Genomic DNA, 15,358 nt, shown 5'->3' with positions numbered 1-15,358 from the left:
CCGTAGACTCGACTCGTGGTCACCCGTATGTCGCACCTGTTCCTCCGCACCCTTCGTGAAGACCCCGCGGGCGCCGAGGTCGCCAGTCACAAGCTGCTGATCCGCGCCGGCTACATCCGACCGCAAGCAGCAGGCATCTTCGCCTGGCTGCCGCTCGGCCTGCGCGTCAAGGCGAAGATCGAGCGCGTCGTGCGCGAGGAGATGGCCGCCGCCGGTGCGCAGGAGGTGCACTTCCCGGCCCTGATGCCGCGTGAGGCGTACGAGGCGACGGGACGCTGGGAGGAGTACGGCGATCTGCTGTTCCGCCTGCACGACCGCAAGGGCGGCGACTACCTGCTCGCGCCCACGCACGAAGAGGCGTTCACGCTGCTCGTGAAGGATCTCTACTCGTCGTACAAAGACCTGCCGCTGACGATCTACCAGATCCAGGACAAGTACCGCGACGAAGCGCGTCCCCGTGCGGGCCTGCTGCGCGGACGCGAGTTCACGATGAAGGACGCCTACTCGTTCGACGCGAACGACGCCGGTCTCGAGGTGAGCTACCAGGCGCAGCGCGACGCGTACGAGCGCATCTTCCAGCGCCTCGGTCTCGAGTACGTCATCGTCCAGGCGGATGCCGGGGCCATGGGCGGATCGCGTTCGGAGGAGTTCCTGCACCCGACGCCCGTCGGCGAGGACTCGTTCGTGCGTTCCGCGGGCGGATATGCGGCGAACGTCGAGGCGTTCACGACGGTCGTCCCGGAGGCCAAGCCGATCGACGGCCTCCCGGAACCGGTCATCTTCGACTCGCCCGACACCCCCACGATCGAGACGCTCGTGGCACACGTCAACGCGAACCTCGAGGGCGAGTTCACCGCGGCCCACACGCTCAAGAACGTCGTGCTCGCCCTCACGCACCTCGACGGCACGCGCGAGCTCGTCGTCGTCGGCCTGCCCGGCGACCGCGACGTCGACGACAAGCGCGTCGAGGTCGCTTTCGCACCGGCCGAGGTCGAGCCGGCGACGGCCGAGGACTTCGCGAAGAACCCGCTGCTCGTGAAGGGTTACATCGGCCCATGGTCGCCCGAGGGGCCGGTGCTCGGCGAGGAGTCGGCGACCGGCATCCGTTACGTCCTCGACCCCCGCGTCGTCGACGGCACCTCGTGGATCACCGGCGCGAACATCGACCAGAAGCACGTGCACTCGCTCGTCGCGGGCCGCGACTTCACGGCCGACGCGTTCGTCGAGGTCGCCACCGTTCGCGAGGGCGACCCGGCCCCCGACGGTTCAGGCCCCGTCTCGATCGCGCGCGGCATGGAGATCGGCCACGTCTTCCAGCTCGGCCGGAAGTACGCCGAGGCGCTGGGGCTGAAGGTCCTCGACGAGAACGGCAAGCTCGTGACGGTCACCATGGGCTCGTACGGCATCGGCGTCACCCGCATCCTCGCGATCATCGCCGAGCTCAACAACGACGAGCGCGGGCTCATCTGGCCCGCATCGGTGGCTCCGTTCGACGTGCACGTCGTGGCGACGGGCCGGGATGCCGCGGCCTTCGAGCTGGCCGAACAGCTCTCGAGCGATCTCGAGGCGGCAGGGCTCGAGGTCGTCTACGACGACCGCCCGAAGGTGTCGCCCGGCGTGAAGTTCGGCGACGCCGAGCTGGTGGGTGTGCCGCGCATCGTCATCGTCGGTCGCGGTGCCGCCGACGGCCAGGTCGAGCTGTGGGACCGCCGCACCGGAGAGCGCGAGACCATCCCGGTCGCCGACGCCGTCGCTCGACTCACCGCCCGCTGAGCTTCGTCTCTCGTCGCCGGATGCCGCGCAGGTTGCGGCATCCGGCGCACTTTTTTGTGCGCTCGAAGGGCCGAAGCGCGCCCGAAAGCGGCGAGCGGTCGAACGGCCGGGGCTCAGAGGGCGGCGTAGCGCGCGCGGAAGACGGTGAACACACCGTAGGCGATGAGCCCGGCGCCGACGACGACCACGATCTCGCGACCGAACGAGAGATCGAGCAACGCCCGGATCGCGGCATCCAGACTGCCCGCCTCATCGGCGCGTGAGCGCACGGCCGCGACGACGAGCACTCCGCCCAGCGATCCGAGGGCGACGCCCTTCGCGATGAACCCGGCGACCCCGAGGCCCTCGACGACACGGCCGACGGCACCGTCGGGGATCGTCATCTTCGAACGGAACGAACGACGCACGCCCATCACGACGAAGACCACTCCGGCGATCGCGACACCGACGCCGACGAACACGATCGCGAACACGCCGCCGGGAAGCGCGAGGATGCCGCGGCTCGCGTCGCGCGCGGTCTCGTCGGCCTGCGGGCGGGCGCCGAGTGCCACGGCGGCCGAGAGCCCGCCGAAGAACAGGAACACGATCGCCTGCCCCCACTCCGAGACGCGCAGTCCCCAGACGGACGCCCCGCGTCGGCGCCGCGAGGCGAGCATGCCCTCGGCCAGGTGCCAGACACCCAGAGCGGCCAAGAGCGTGGCCGCCGCCCAGAGCGCGATGAAACCGAGGGGAAGCTCGGCGACCGCGCGGAACGCCCCCGTCTGGTCGGCGTCGCGCTCGCCACCGAAGGCCACCGCGACGATGAGCGAGCCGATCAGCAGGTGCACGAAACCGTTCGCGACGTAACCGCCCCGAGCCAGCACACGTGCCGCGGGATGCCGTTCGACGGCGCTCGCCGCGTCGTGCACCCCGTGTTCGGCCATCCCGCGAGCCTACGGCGTCGCGCGGCCGTCACAACGAAGCGGGTCGGAGCACGCCGCGATGTGCTGCGCACTCCGACCCGCTCGGCGCATCGGGTTCAGTCCATGACGAGGACGGCCTTCACCGCCTTGCCCGACTGCGTGTCGGCGATGGCCTGCTCGATCTCGGAGAACGGGTACCTGGTGATGAGCTGGTCGAAGGGGAAGCGGCCGGCCTCGTGCAGCGCGAGCATCTCGGGGATGAACTTCTGCGGCACCGCGTCGCCCTCGATCGCGCCGACGAACGTCTTGCCCGAGCCGGAGATCGATGCGAGTGCGATCTCGGTTCCGGGCTTGGGCACGCCGACCAGGGCGATCTTGGCACCGAACGCGGTGGCGGCGACGATCGTGTCGACGACGGCGGGAACGGCGGTGGTGTCGACGGCGTAGTCCGCGCCGACGCCGCCGGTGATCTCGAGGATGCGGGCGACGGCATCCTCGTCCTTGCTGTTGACGGTGTGCGTCGCGCCGAGCTTGGCGGCGAACTCGAGCCGCTCCGGGAGGATGTCGACCGCGATGATCGTCGTGGCGCCGGCTACCTTCGCGCCCATGATCGAGGAGAGCCCCACGGCTCCCGTGCCGGTCACGATGACCGATGCCCCGGCGGGGACGTCGAGCGAGTTGAGTACGGTGCCGGCGCCGGTCTGCACACCGCAGCCCAGGGGTCCGGCGATCTCGACATCGGCGTTCTCAGGCAGCTTCACCGCGTTGCGGGCCTCGACGATGACGTGGCTGGCGAAGGAGGACTGGCCGAAGAACGACCCGTGCACGGCCGACCCGTCGGCGGCGGTCATGGTGGCCGACCCGTCTTCGCGTGCTCCGCCGAAGTTGAGCGCCATGAAGTTACGGCAATACGCCTCGCGCCCCGTGAGGCAGTTGGTGCAGTGGCCGCACGACGCGAACGACACCGCGACCTTGTCGCCGACGGCGTAGCCGACGACGGCATCGCCGACCTGCTCGACGGTGCCGGCTCCCTCGTGGCCGAGCACGAACGGGAATGCGGCGGGGATGTGGCCGTGCTGCACGGCCAGGTCGGTGTGGCACAGCCCGGTCGCGGCGACCTTCACGAGCAGCTCGTTCGGGCGGATGTCGTCGAGGGTGATCTCCTCGAACGTGAACGGGGCGTCCTGGCCGTGCAGGACGGCGGCGTGCGCGGTGGTGGTCATGTGAGGTTCCTTTCGCGTTGCGGTCACGGCGGCAATGCCGTCGTCGCGACCGATGTCACGATCGGGCGTCGTCTCCCGCACCGCGGGCCGCCCGGTCCTCAAACAGTATGCGCCTGAATCGATACAGGGGAGGCTGTCCGGAACCACGCGGGCCCCAGTGGCAGGATGCTGCGGCCGAGCGTGCGGGCGTAGAACTTCTCGAGCAGCATGTACGCCGCGAGCGCGGAGGCCAGCAGCAGGGCGACCGAACCCGCCGCTCCGACGGTGGCCGGGCCGCCGAATGCGGTGACGGTCTGCAGACCGAGACCGGCCGCGACCGCGAGCAGGGTCACGGGCAGCACGGTGTTCCGCGAAGCGGCGGAGAGCGCGAACACCAGCGCGAGGATGGCGAACATCAGCGTGAAGACGCCCCGCGCCGGCCCTTCCACCTCGAAGAACCCGAGCTCGCCGCCGAGCAGGAAGCCCGGCATGCAGATCCAGTACCAGCCGAAGGCGTTGTAGACGATGAAGTGGAAGTCGTCGCCCGCAAAGTACGAGAGCATCCCCGCCGTGACCTGCACCACACCGCCGAACACGGCGCCGACCCAGAAGACCGGGCTCTCGTTCTGGAGCCCGAGATGCTCCAGCTGGGCCGTGAGCGTGGCGATCACGAAACCGAGCAATCCGATCAGTCCGGGGTCGGCGAGGCGGGGAGTGCGTTCGGTCATGCTCCCCAGTATCCCGAGATCGCCCGATCGACAGTTCCTCCCCAGCACCGGGCAAACACGTTCCCAGCCCCATCGGGTAACGTTGGATGGATGCCGGGAGCGCGAAACGCACCCGGACAAGAGCTGAATATGGAGGGCCCCCATGGATATCGATCTCTCACTGCTGCGCACCGTCGAGCGAGAGAAGGAGATCCCCTTCGACGAACTCGTCCGCATCATCGAGCAGGCGGTCCTCACGGCGTACGCCAAGCACACCTCGCCCGACGGCGAACTGCCCGAGGGGGCTCGTGCGGAGCTCGACCGCAAGACCGGACACGTCGCCATCTACGTGCCGATGCGCGACGACGAGGGCGTCGTCATCGGTGAGGAGGAGTCGACTCCCGACGACTTCGGCCGTATCGCCGCCTTCGCTGCGAAGCAGGTCATCAGCCAGCGTCTGCGCGACATCGCCGACGACGCCGTGCTGGGGGAGTTCCGCGGCAAGGAGGGCGACATCGTCGCGGGTGTCATCCAGCAGGGGCCCAACCCCCGCATGGTGCACGTCGACCTCGGCACGATCGAGGCCATCCTCCCGCCGGAGGAGCAGGTCGCGGGCGAGGAGTACCGTCACGGTTCGCGTCTGCGCGTGTACGTGACGTCGGTGTCGAAGGGCACCAAGGGGCCGTCGATCACCGTGTCGCGCACGCACCCCGGCCTCGTTCGCAAGCTCTTCGCCATGGAGGTTCCCGAGATCGCCAACGGTCTCGTCGAGATCACCTCGCTGGCTCGCGAGGCCGGCCACCGCACGAAGATCGCCGTCAAGGCCAACGACCCGTCCATCAACGCCAAGGGTGCCTGCATCGGCGAGCTGGGTCGCCGCGTCCGCGCCGTGACCGAGGAGCTCGGCGGCGAGAAGATCGACATCATCGACTACAACGCCGACCTGCCGGCGTTCGTGGCGAACGCGCTGTCTCCGGCGAAGGTCACCTCGAGCTTCGTCCTCGATGCGGCGACGAAGGCCGTCCGGGCGCTCGTCCCCGACTACCAGCTGTCGCTCGCGATCGGCAAGGAAGGGCAGAACGCCCGCCTCGCCGCCAAGCTCACCGGCGCAAAGATCGACATCCAGCCCGACTCGATCCTGGAGTCCTGACGAAACCGGGATGCCGGTCGAGGGGGTAGAATGGAACCTGTTCGAACGTGCGTGGGCTGCCGCGTGCGTGCCTCCCGGTCCTCGCTCCTCCGAGTCGTGGCCCGCGACGGCGTCTTGATCGCAGATCGAGCCGCCTCGCTTCCGGGCAGGGGCGCGTGGGTGCACGAGACGCACGAATGCATGGATGCCGCCCTGCGGCGCCGCGCGTTCGGACGAGCCCTGCGGGTGTCTGGCCCACTGGACACGCAGGATTTCCCGATTGATCACCAGCGCAAAGGCTGAACGGCTATGGACACGAAGTGAACGGCTCGAAATGAGACCCGTCCGCGCTTAAGCGGTCCGCCCTGTCCGAGGGTGGGCCTTCAGACAGGAGAATTGTGGCAAAACCACGCGTACACGAGATCGCTTCCGAACTCGGCGTCGACAGCAAAGTCGCGCTCGCGAAGCTGAAGGAGCTCGGCGAGTTCGTCAAGAGCCCCTCGTCCACCATCGAGCCCCCCGTGGCTCGCAAGCTGCGGGCTGCGCTCGAGGCTGAGGGCGGCTCTGCCGCCGCGGCCCCCGCCCCCGCGGCATCGAACGGCGCCAAGCCCGGTGCCGCCCGTCCGGGCGCAGGCAAGCCCGGTCCCGCCGGCGCGAAGCCCGGCCCGGCTGCCAAGCCCGGTCCGGCCAAGCCCGCCGCACCCGCAGCCCCGGAGGCTCCTGCGGCATCCGCCCCGGCTGCTCCCGCGACCCCCGCTGCACAGCCTGCGGCACCCGCGGCGGCGTCCACGCCGTCTGCTCCGGCAGCCGGCGCAGGCAAGCCCGGTCCGGCCAAGCCCGCGGGCCCGACGCCCGGTGGCTCGCAGCCCCCGCGTCCCGGTGGCGCGCGCCCCGGCAACAACCCCTTCGCCCCCTCGCAGGGCATGGGTCAGCGTCCCGCCGGCCCTCGCCCCGGTAACAACCCGTTCGCGTCGGCGCAGGGCATGGGTCAGCGACCCACGCCCGGCAACATCCCGCGTCCGCAGGCTCCGCGCCCCGGCGCTCCCCGTCCCGGCGCCCCGCGTCCCGGTGGTGCCGGTCGTCCCGGTGGCGGCGGTCGTCCCGGAGCCCCCTTCCAGCAGCGTCCCGGCGGTCCCGGTCGTCCCGGCGGTGCCGGCGGCTTCCAGCGTCCGGGTGCTCCCGGCGGCGGTTTCGCCGGTCGTCCCGGTGGCGGCGGTGGTCGCGGTCGCGGCCCCGGCGGCGGTACCGCAGGTGCCTTCGGCAAGGGCGGCGGCAAGTCCAAGCAGCGCAAGTCGCGTCGGGCGAAGCGGCAAGAGTTCGAGATGCGGTCGGCGCCGGTCGTCGGCGGCGTCAACGTCCAGAAGGGTAACGGCGAGATCATCCGCCTGCGCCGCGGTGCGTCGATCGCCGACTTCGCCGACAAGCTCGAGGCGCTGCGCGGCTACACCGTGCAGCCCGGAACGCTCGTGACGATCCTGTTCAACCTGGGCGAGATGGCCACGGCCACCGAGTCGCTCGACGAGGCCACCTTCGAGGTGCTCGGCGAAGAGCTCGGCTACAAGATCCAGATGGTCTCGCCCGAGGACGAGGACAAAGAGCTCCTCGAGGGCTTCGGTCTCGACCTCGACGCCGAGCTGGAGGCCGAGAGCGAGGACGACCTCGAGATCCGTCCTCCGGTGGTCACCGTCATGGGCCACGTCGACCACGGTAAGACGCGACTGCTCGATGCGATCCGTCAGACCAACGTGGTCGCGGGTGAGGCCGGCGGCATCACGCAGCACATCGGTGCCTACCAGGTCTGGACCGAGCACGACGGCATCGAGCGCGCCATCACCTTCATCGACACCCCGGGTCACGAGGCGTTCACCGCCATGCGTGCCCGTGGTGCGCAGGTGACCGACATCGCGATCCTCGTGGTCGCGGCCGACGACGGCATCATGCCGCAGACGGTCGAGGCGCTCAACCACGCCCAGGCGGCCGGTGTGCCGATCGTGGTCGCGGTGAACAAGGTCGACAAGCCCGAGGCCAACCCGGCCAAGGTCCGTCAGCAGCTCACCGAGTACGGCCTGGTCGCCGAGGAGTACGGCGGCGACGTCATGTTCGTCGACGTGTCGGCTCGGCAGGGCACCAACATCCAGGAGCTCCTGGACGCCGTCCTGCTGACCGCCGACGCCGGGCTCGACCTCACGGCGAACCCGAACAAGGCGGCCCGCGGTGTCGCGATCGAAGCGAAGCTCGACAAGGGCCGCGGTTCGGTGGCCACGGTGCTCATCCAGTCCGGAACGCTGCGCGTCGGCGACGCGATCGTCGCGGGAACGGCTTACGGCCGCGTCCGCGCCATGATCGACGAGAACGGCGACCCGGTGGAGGAGGCCTGGCCTTCGCGTCCGGTGCAGGTGCAGGGTCTGAACTCGGTGCCCCGAGCCGGCGACGTGTTCATCGTCACCGAAGAAGACCGTCTGGCCCGCCAGATCGCCGAGAAGCGCGAGGCCGCCGAGCGCAACGCCCAGCTGGCCAAGGCCCGCAAGCGCATCTCGCTCGAGGACTTCACCCGCGCTCTCGAAGAGGGCAAGGTCGAGTCGCTCAACCTCATCATCAAGGGTGACGTCTCGGGTGCCGTCGAGGCCCTCGAGGAGTCGCTGCTCAAGATCGAGGTCGACGATTCCGTGCAGCTGCGGATCATCCACCGCGGCGTCGGCGCCATCACCGAGTCGGACATCAACCTGGCGACGATCGACAACGCGATCGTCATCGGCTTCAACGTCCGTCCCGACACGAAGGCGCGCGAGCGCGCTGCCCGCGAGGGCGTGGATGTCCGGTTCTACTCGGTCATCTACAACGCGATCGACGACGTCGAGCAGTCGCTCAAGGGCATGCTCAAGCCGGAGTACGAAGAGGTCCAGTCGGGTGTGGCCGAGATCCGCGAGGTGTTCCGCTCCTCGAAGTTCGGCAACATCGCGGGTGTCATCGTCCGCTCGGGCACGATCACGCGCAACGCCAAGGCCCGTGTCATCCGCGACGGTGTCGTGCTCGCCGATGGCCTGGCCATCGAGTCGCTGCGCCGCTTCAAGGACGATGTCACCGAGGTGCGCACGGATTTCGAAGCCGGTATCGGCCTCGGCAAGTACAACGACATCCAGATCGGCGACGAGATCGAGACCACCGAGATGGTGGAGAAGCCGCGCGGCTGACACTCGTCAGGCGCACCGGCGTTGGACGTCGCCCGGTGACGGATCCTTCGGGATCTCCGTCGCCGGGCGGACGTCCAACGCCGTCGCTGTCTCTGCCCGCCGCTGCGCGGGCCGGAAGAAGGAGAAGAAGGTATGTCCAGCGAACGTCAGTCGCGCCTGGCCGACCGTATCCGCGTGCTCGTCGCGGAGCGGCTCGAGAAGGGGCTGCGCGACCCGCGCCTCGGATTCGTGACCATCACCGACGTGCGCGTCACGGGTGACCTGCAGCACGCGTCGGTGTTCTACACCGTGTACGGATCCGACCAGGAGCGGGCCGACTCCGCCGACGCCCTGCGGGCGGCGACAGGCATGCTCCGCAGCGAGGTCGGCCGGAAGCTCGGTGTCCGGGTCACGCCGACTCTCGAGTTCATCCTCGATGCCATTCCCGAGAACGCGGGACACATCGAGCACCTGCTCCGCGAGGCGCGCGAGCGGGATGCCGCCACGGCGGCCACCGCGACGGGCGCGAGCTACGCGGGAGAAGCCGACCCCTACGTCAAGCCTCGCGAGGCCGACGAAGACGAGGACTGAGAAGAGGGATGCCGCGGCACAGCGGCATCCCTCTTCTGTTTCGTCAGCGGGGGAGGCGCAGCCGGCCGTCGACGGCTTCGACCAAGCCGTCGGAGACGAGCGAGTCGATCGCACGGTTGCGCTGAACCGTGTCGGGCCAGTCGCCGATGACGTCGTCCACAGCCACGTCGTGTGTCTGGGCTGACCGCAGAACCTTGAGGATCGCGCCTCGCGTCTGCCGGTCGCTCCCTTCGTAGCGCGCTTGCTTCACGCGGGTGTCGCCGGTGTCGGGGTAGCCGGCGGCACGCCAGGCGCAGCGGTCCGCCAGCGGGCAGAGGTCGCACCGTGGCACCCGGGCCGTGCACACGAGCGCCCCGAGCTCCATCGCCGCGGCGTTCACGACCGTCGAATCGGTGACGTCGTCGGGCAGGATCTCGGCCATGTCGGCGAGGTCGCGCTTGGCTGCCGGCCCGGGCTGTGATCGACCCTGAACGGCTCTGGCCAGGACTCGACGGGTGTTGGTATCGACGACGGGGTGCCGATCGCCATACGCGAAGACGGCGACGGCACGCGCGGTGTAGTCGCCGATACCGGTCAACGCGAGCAGATCGTCGACGTCGCGGGGCACGACGCCCGTGTGGCGGTCGCGGATCTCGACGGCGGCACGGTGCAGCCAGAGCGCGCGCCGCGGGTATCCGAGGTTGGCCCACTGCCGCACGGCGTCGGCCGGGGCGGCTGCGGCGAGGGCCGCCGGCGTCGGCCATCGCTCGAGCCACGCCTCGAGCAGGGGGATCACCCGTGCCACCGGGGTCTGCTGCAGCATGAACTCGCTCACGAGGATGCCCCAGGCGCCGAATCCCGGGCGTCGCCACGGGAGATCGCGCGCGTTGTCGCGGTACCACGCGATGAGCGGCGAGGCGAGGTCGGGCACCCGTTCAGCCTACGATGTCGCGACCGTGCGCCTCCGCCGTCGTGTCGCTCCGCCGCATCCGCAGGGTGACGGCGCCATCGCCCAGAGCGATGACCCGCCGGGTACCGTCCGCTTGGCCGTGCTCGTCCTCCCACGTGAACCCGGATCCGGTGCGCACGGCCGTCGTGCCGGTGGGGCGGAGCCACGAGGCTGCGGGCAGCCGGCGCAGCTGGGCCGTCGCCCCGCGCTCGTCCCACGACAGCTGATCGATCACGATTCCGCCGCGCGCCCGGAGCCCGGTGATCCTCCCGCTCGGCCATCGTGGCGGCAGCGCCGGCAGCAGCTCCAGCGAGTCCAGCGTCGATCGGCACAGCATCGTGGCGACGACGGCGGGCAGTGCGCCGCTGGCGTCGAGGTTGAAGATGTTGCCGGCGTCGTGAGTGGTCGTCAGCGATGGGCGCCAATGCAGAAGAGCGAGCCACTCGACGCACCGCACCGCCGCTTCCGCATCGCCGAGGGCTGCGGCCGCCTGACCGAGCTGCCCGAGACCGAAGGCCATCTCCATCCGTCCCGGCGGGGGAGCGGGATCGTGTGCTCGCCACGCGATCTTGTCGGCGATCGTGCGCCGGGCGGCCTGCCGCAGCGCGGCGGCCGACGGACCGTCACCCGTGAACGCCTCGTCGGACTCGTACCAGAGCGGGTACAGCTGCGAGGCGTGCCGGTGAGCGATGTTCTCCGGCGTCGCCGGGTCGAGCCACTCGGCCAGCGTCCCGTCGGGTGCCACGGCGAGGTCGGGGAGGCTGTTCGCCAGCGCCTCCCACCGTTCGTCGAGCGAATCGTCGCCCCGAGCGCGCCCGAGCAGACGGGCCGCGCGGGCGGCGTCGCGGTATGCCGCGATGTCGATGGCGGCATCGATCGCGAGTGGCGTCGCCGATCCGGCGGGGGTGTTCTCGGGCGAGTAGCTCGGCGAGAAATGGCGGACGCCGCCCTCGACGACTGTCGCGGTCTCGCCGAAGGCGAGTACACCGGTGACGAGTTCCCAGAGCCGGTCGTCGACGATCGAGCGATCGCCCGTGAGCGCCACGATGTCCGCCGCTATGCGGAGGACCCACGGGCCGGCGCCTGCCCAGAAGACGTGCGGGTACGCGCGGTCGACGTGGTTCGCGAGGCCGTGTGTCGACGTGCGAGAGGGAAGCAGCATCCCGGTGGCGCCGTAGATCCGGCGCGCGTTCTCGCGGTAGTCGTCGAGGTGAGGGAGGACCAGTTCGAGGAGCGAGCGGGCGAGTTCGGGGCTTCCCGTCAGGCCGATGCCGGCGAGAGCGCCGTTCTGCACGTTGCCGTTCATGGTGTAGTCCGCCGACCACGCCGGCCTCCAGGTGCCCTGCCAGACGCCCTGCAGGGTCGGGGGCAGCTCTCCGGTGGCGGCGATGATGTTCGACCGCCCCGACACGTAGGCGATCTCGATCGCGTGCCGGACGGCGTCGGCGTTCCCCGACCGCGCTTCGCGCCAGAGCTCACCGGTCGTCGCAGCATCCGCACCGGGTACGCCATGGAGGTCGAGGAGCGAGGAGGTGACGAGTGAGCCGTGGTCGCGTTCCTGCGAGCGGAGACGCTCGTCCCAGTCGGCACCGGGTGCGGGAGCGGGCGATCGTCCGGTGACGGACAGATCGAACCGCACCGTGCGACGGTCGCCGCTCGGGACGTGGATCCGCGCTTCCAGCGCGTCTTCCGCTGCCCGCCAGGCGACGTGGTGGCCGGGGGTCGTGGCGGCGACGGCGGCGACGATCCGAGCTGCCCTGTCGACGATCTCGAGGTGCCCGACCTCGCCCGCGCGCGTCCGTCCCGTGACGGTCCCCGTGTAGTCGGGTGCGAACGACGTGGCAGGCGAGTCGTCGGTCGGTGCGAGTCTCAGGCGGATCCGCATCTCGGTGTCGGTGTCTGATTCGAGTGCGAGCTCGACCGTGTCGGTGCCGCGCGCGGCGACGACGCGGACCCGGTGCGTCGCGCCGGAGTCGTCGCGCCAGGTCACGCTCGCCATCCCACGCGCGAGGTCGATCTCGCGCGTCGTCGACGCGCATCCGCCCGGGGTCGTCACCGTCAGCGAGCCGCAGAGCGCGAGCGGATCGGTCCAGACGAGGTCGGCGAACCCGGCCTCCGCCAGAGCGGAGTCGAAGATGTCGCCGGCCAGGCGGGAGTCACCGCGAGCGAGAGCGGCCCGCAGCCGTGGCACGGCCTCGCGAAGCAGCGGTGCCGGCGGTCGCGGGTTGGCGGGCAGGAAGAACCTCTCGTGCGCCATCGAGATGCGCAGGTCGTCGCCGGTTCCGTGCATGACGGCGCCGACGCGGCCGCTTCCGACGATGAGGCCGTGCTCCCACGAGTCGGCCGATTCGGTGCTTCGGAACACCAGACGCGGGTGCGCGCTCACTCCGCCGCCGCGGTCACAGCGATTCCCGGTGGACGAGCGAGGTGGGCAGCACCTGCACGCGCTCGACGGTTTCACCGCGGATGGCGCCGAGCAGCGTGTCGGCGGCGGCGCGACCCATCTCCTCGAGCGGCTGGCGCACGGTCGTCAGCGGGGGATCGTTCGTCGCCGCGAGGAGGACGTCGTCGAAGCCGACGAGTGAGACGTCGGTCGGCACACGCCTTCCGGCGGCCTGCAGCACGCGCATGGCACCGGCGGCCATGAGATCGGAGCACGCGAACACCCCGTCGAGGGTCGGGACGCGCTGCAGCAGCCGGGCCATCGCCGCCGTCCCGCTGTCGAGGGTGAAGTCGCCGTGGACGATGGGTCCCGGCTCGATGCCGTGGCGCGCGAGCTCGTCGGTCCAGCCGCGGGTGCGTTCGCGGGCCTGTTCCATGTCGAGCGGCCCCGTGATGATGCCGATGTTGCGGCGTCCGTGTTCGACGAGCGCTCGCGCGGCGAGGACCCCGCCCCCGTAGTTGTCGGAGTCGATCACGATCGGGTCGGGGCCGATCTCGCCACGCGGCCGGCCCACCCACGCGATCGGCACGGGCGAGTCGGCGAGCCTGTCGACGAGGTGGGTGATCTCGTGCTGGAGCACCACGATCGCGCCGTCGATCGCGCCGGATCGCAAGAACCGCGGGATGCGATCGAGGTCTTCGTGATCGGCGGGCAGCAGCACGGGCTGCACCTCGCCGGCGGATAGGCCCTTGGCCGCGCCCTTCATGACCGCCGTGAAGAACGTGCCGCTCAGTCCGCCCAGCTCGTCGAACGCGATGACGAGTCCGATCGCGCCGGCTCGTCCGCCGCGCAGCACCCGCGCTGCGAAGTTCGTCTCATAACCCAGGCGCGCGGCCTCGCGGCCGACGGCTGCCGCCATGGCCGGGTCGACGTTCGTCGCTCCGGCCAGCACGCGCGCGGCCGTGGCGCGTGAGACGCCGGCGGCGCGGGCGACGTCGACGATGGTCGGTCGAGACATGGCTTCCTCTTCCTCGATTCCGGATCGGAGCGCGAAAGATCGTTCTCCGACGCGATGATCTTTGCACGACGGTAGCCGCCGTGCGCAACTTTGCGACGGTGACGGGGGTCTCTCCATGCGTGTCACGAAACAGAAGGATGCTGCGGCTTGCCAGGCATTCGAACACGGGATACTGTGTCCCGGCATGAGAGAACGATCTCTCAGTGGGGTATCTGATCGCCCCGCGCACATCACATGTCCCCAAAGAAGAGGAGCAGTTGTGAATCGTCGCAGACTGGCCCTGCCCATCGCAGCTCTCGGCGTCGTCGCGATCGCGATGACCGCGTGCACATCCGGTGGATCCGGCGGCGGGTCGGATGACCCGAACGCCGAGTTCGAGTTCTGGTCGTTCACGGGTATCGGGCAGCAGGACTCCGTCAACCAATATCTCGAGCAGAACCCGGACGCCAAGGTGAAGCTGTCGGAGGTGGGCAGCACCGCCGAGACCGCCACAGCGCTCACCGCGGCCCTCGCCGGCGGACGCGTTCCCGACCTCGTCATGATCCAGAACGACGAGCTGCCGAAGTTCATCGCGAACCCGAGCAACTTCATCGATCTGCGTACCCTCGGGGGTGATGACCTCGGCGAGGGGTATCTCGACTGGGCCATCGCCGAGGCGACCGGCGAGGACGGATCGATCGTCGGCATCCCGACGGATATCGGCGGACTGGGGTTCGCCTACCGTGCCGACCTCTTCGAGGCGGCGGGGCTTCCGACCGACCCGGATGAGGTCGCCGAGATGTGGTCGACGTGGGACGGCTTCATCGAGATGGGCAAGAAGTACACGGCCGCGACCGGAGAGCCCTTCGTCGACAACGTCGAGACGAGCGTCTTCTTCTCGACCGTGAACCAGGTCACCGAGAAGTACTACACCCCCGACGGCGAGCTCATCTTCGACACCAACCCGCAGGTCGAGGAGGCGTTCGACGTCGCGGTGCGCACCTACGAGGCGGGCATCAGTGCCGGTATCGCCGCGTGGTCGTCCGGCTGGGCGCCGGGCAAGGCGAACGGCGCCTTCGCCGTGAGCACGGCACCGTCGTGGATGCTGTCGGGCTACAAGAACGACGCACCCGACACCGAGGGTCTCTGGCGAGTGGCCTCGATCCCGGGCGTCGGCGGCAACTGGGGCGGCAGCGTCATCGCGATCCCGGCCCGCGCGAAGAACCCGCAGGCGGCATGGAAGTACATCGAGACGATGCTCTCGCCCGAAGGCCAGACGGCTCACTTCGCCCGCACCGGCACCTTCCCGGCAGCCAAGAGCGCTCTCGAGAGCACCGAGGTCACCAGCTACATCGACCCGTTCTTCGGGGACTCCCGGATCGGTGAGGTCATCAGCAACTCGGTGCTGCAGTTCCAGTCGTTCCACAACGGACCCGACACGAGCGCGATCGGGGCGGCACTGCTCAACGCACTCGTCGACATGGAGGCGGGTAACGTCGCGCCGCGCGAAGCGTGGCAGACCGGCGTCGACAGCGCCCGGGCCGCGATCGGCGGTTGACCTTACCCGTTCGGTGGT

General features: G+C 70.0%; 12 protein-coding genes. 6 read left to right on the top strand and 6 right to left on the bottom strand.

Features of this window, described 5'->3' with window-relative positions; all coding sequences use genetic code 11:
* The first annotated feature begins 15 nt into the window (after positions 1–15).
* Entirely contained in the window at positions 16–1,773 is a 1,758-nt protein-coding gene (locus ACU6RU_RS10110; protein WP_446726464.1) for a proline--tRNA ligase, read from the top strand.
* A gap of 113 nt (positions 1,774–1,886) precedes the next feature.
* Here the strand turns inward: ACU6RU_RS10110 and ACU6RU_RS10105 are convergent, their stop codons facing one another.
* The 3 genes from ACU6RU_RS10105 to ACU6RU_RS10095 all read right to left on the bottom strand — a co-directional run bounded on the left by ACU6RU_RS10105 (position 1,887) and on the right by ACU6RU_RS10095 (position 4,605).
* Complete coding sequence (locus ACU6RU_RS10105) at positions 1,887–2,696, bottom strand: DUF1206 domain-containing protein (protein ID WP_446726463.1); 810 nt, start codon at positions 2,694–2,696, stop codon at positions 1,887–1,889.
* Positions 2,697–2,791: 95 nt separating this feature from the next.
* Entirely contained in the window at positions 2,792–3,898 is a 1,107-nt protein-coding gene (locus ACU6RU_RS10100; RefSeq protein WP_446726462.1) for an NAD(P)-dependent alcohol dehydrogenase, read from the bottom strand.
* 98 nt (positions 3,899–3,996) lie between these two features.
* Complete coding sequence (locus ACU6RU_RS10095; protein WP_289329910.1) at positions 3,997–4,605, bottom strand: acetate uptake transporter family protein; 609 nt, start codon at positions 4,603–4,605, stop codon at positions 3,997–3,999.
* Between the two features lie 142 nt (positions 4,606–4,747).
* On the opposite strand from ACU6RU_RS10095, the gene nusA reads away from it, so the two are divergent.
* From nusA to rbfA, 4 genes are all read left to right on the top strand, one after another.
* A complete protein-coding gene (gene nusA / locus ACU6RU_RS10090; RefSeq protein ID WP_120264845.1) occupies positions 4,748–5,734 on the top strand; it encodes a transcription termination factor NusA in 987 nt (328 codons plus the stop codon).
* 30 nt (positions 5,735–5,764) lie between these two features.
* Positions 5,765–6,016: a YlxR family protein gene (locus tag ACU6RU_RS10085; protein WP_446726461.1), complete on the top strand. Its 252-nt coding sequence runs from the start codon at positions 5,765–5,767 to the stop codon at positions 6,014–6,016.
* 95 nt (positions 6,017–6,111) lie between these two features.
* Positions 6,112–8,904, top strand: a complete 2,793-nt coding sequence (infB, locus tag ACU6RU_RS10080) for a translation initiation factor IF-2 (protein WP_446726460.1) — start codon at positions 6,112–6,114, stop codon at positions 8,902–8,904.
* Between the two features lie 132 nt (positions 8,905–9,036).
* The gene (gene rbfA / locus ACU6RU_RS10075; RefSeq protein WP_071919310.1) at positions 9,037–9,474 is read left to right on the top strand and encodes a 30S ribosome-binding factor RbfA; all 438 of its coding nucleotides are present in this window, start codon (positions 9,037–9,039) and stop codon (positions 9,472–9,474) included.
* Between the two features lie 43 nt (positions 9,475–9,517).
* Here the strand turns inward: rbfA and ACU6RU_RS10070 are convergent, their stop codons facing one another.
* The 3 genes from ACU6RU_RS10070 to ACU6RU_RS10060 are packed head-to-tail and all read right to left on the bottom strand — an operon-like array spanning position 9,518 to position 13,803.
* Positions 9,518–10,384 (bottom strand): A/G-specific adenine glycosylase, encoded by an 867-nt coding sequence (locus ACU6RU_RS10070; protein WP_446726459.1) that lies wholly within the window; start codon positions 10,382–10,384, stop codon positions 9,518–9,520.
* Positions 10,385–10,388: 4 nt separating this feature from the next.
* A complete protein-coding gene (locus ACU6RU_RS10065) occupies positions 10,389–12,788 on the bottom strand; it encodes a glycosyl hydrolase family 95 catalytic domain-containing protein (protein ID WP_446726458.1) in 2,400 nt (799 codons plus the stop codon).
* A 13-nt stretch (positions 12,789–12,801) separates the two neighbouring features.
* Entirely contained in the window at positions 12,802–13,803 is a 1,002-nt protein-coding gene (locus ACU6RU_RS10060) for a LacI family DNA-binding transcriptional regulator (protein WP_446726457.1), read from the bottom strand.
* Between the two features lie 259 nt (positions 13,804–14,062).
* Here ACU6RU_RS10060 and ACU6RU_RS10055 point away from each other — a divergent pair, with 259 nt between their 5' ends.
* A complete protein-coding gene (locus tag ACU6RU_RS10055) occupies positions 14,063–15,340 on the top strand; it encodes an ABC transporter substrate-binding protein (protein ID WP_446726456.1) in 1,278 nt (425 codons plus the stop codon).
* Positions 15,341–15,358: the final 18 nt, after the last annotated feature.

Source organism: Microbacterium sp. F1-18 (genome assembly GCF_052921305.1).
This window is presented reverse-complemented; position numbering and strand designations above follow the sequence as displayed.

What these genes read in the sequence shown, in the direction of transcription:
- nusA (WP_120264845.1), top strand. Translation starts at nt 4,748, where the DNA reads ATGGATATCGATCTCTCACTGCTGCGCACCGTCGAGCGAGAGAAGGAG.
- ACU6RU_RS10105 (WP_446726463.1), bottom strand. Translation starts at nt 2,696, where the DNA reads ATGGCCGAACACGGGGTGCACGACGCGGCGAGCGCCGTCGAACGGCAT.
- ACU6RU_RS10095 (WP_289329910.1), bottom strand. Translation starts at nt 4,605, where the DNA reads ATGACCGAACGCACTCCCCGCCTCGCCGACCCCGGACTGATCGGATTG.
- rbfA (WP_071919310.1), top strand. Translation starts at nt 9,037, where the DNA reads ATGTCCAGCGAACGTCAGTCGCGCCTGGCCGACCGTATCCGCGTGCTC.
- ACU6RU_RS10085 (WP_446726461.1), top strand. Translation starts at nt 5,765, where the DNA reads ATGGAACCTGTTCGAACGTGCGTGGGCTGCCGCGTGCGTGCCTCCCGG.
- ACU6RU_RS10060 (WP_446726457.1), bottom strand. Translation starts at nt 13,803, where the DNA reads ATGTCTCGACCGACCATCGTCGACGTCGCCCGCGCCGCCGGCGTCTCA.
- ACU6RU_RS10100 (WP_446726462.1), bottom strand. Translation starts at nt 3,898, where the DNA reads ATGACCACCACCGCGCACGCCGCCGTCCTGCACGGCCAGGACGCCCCG.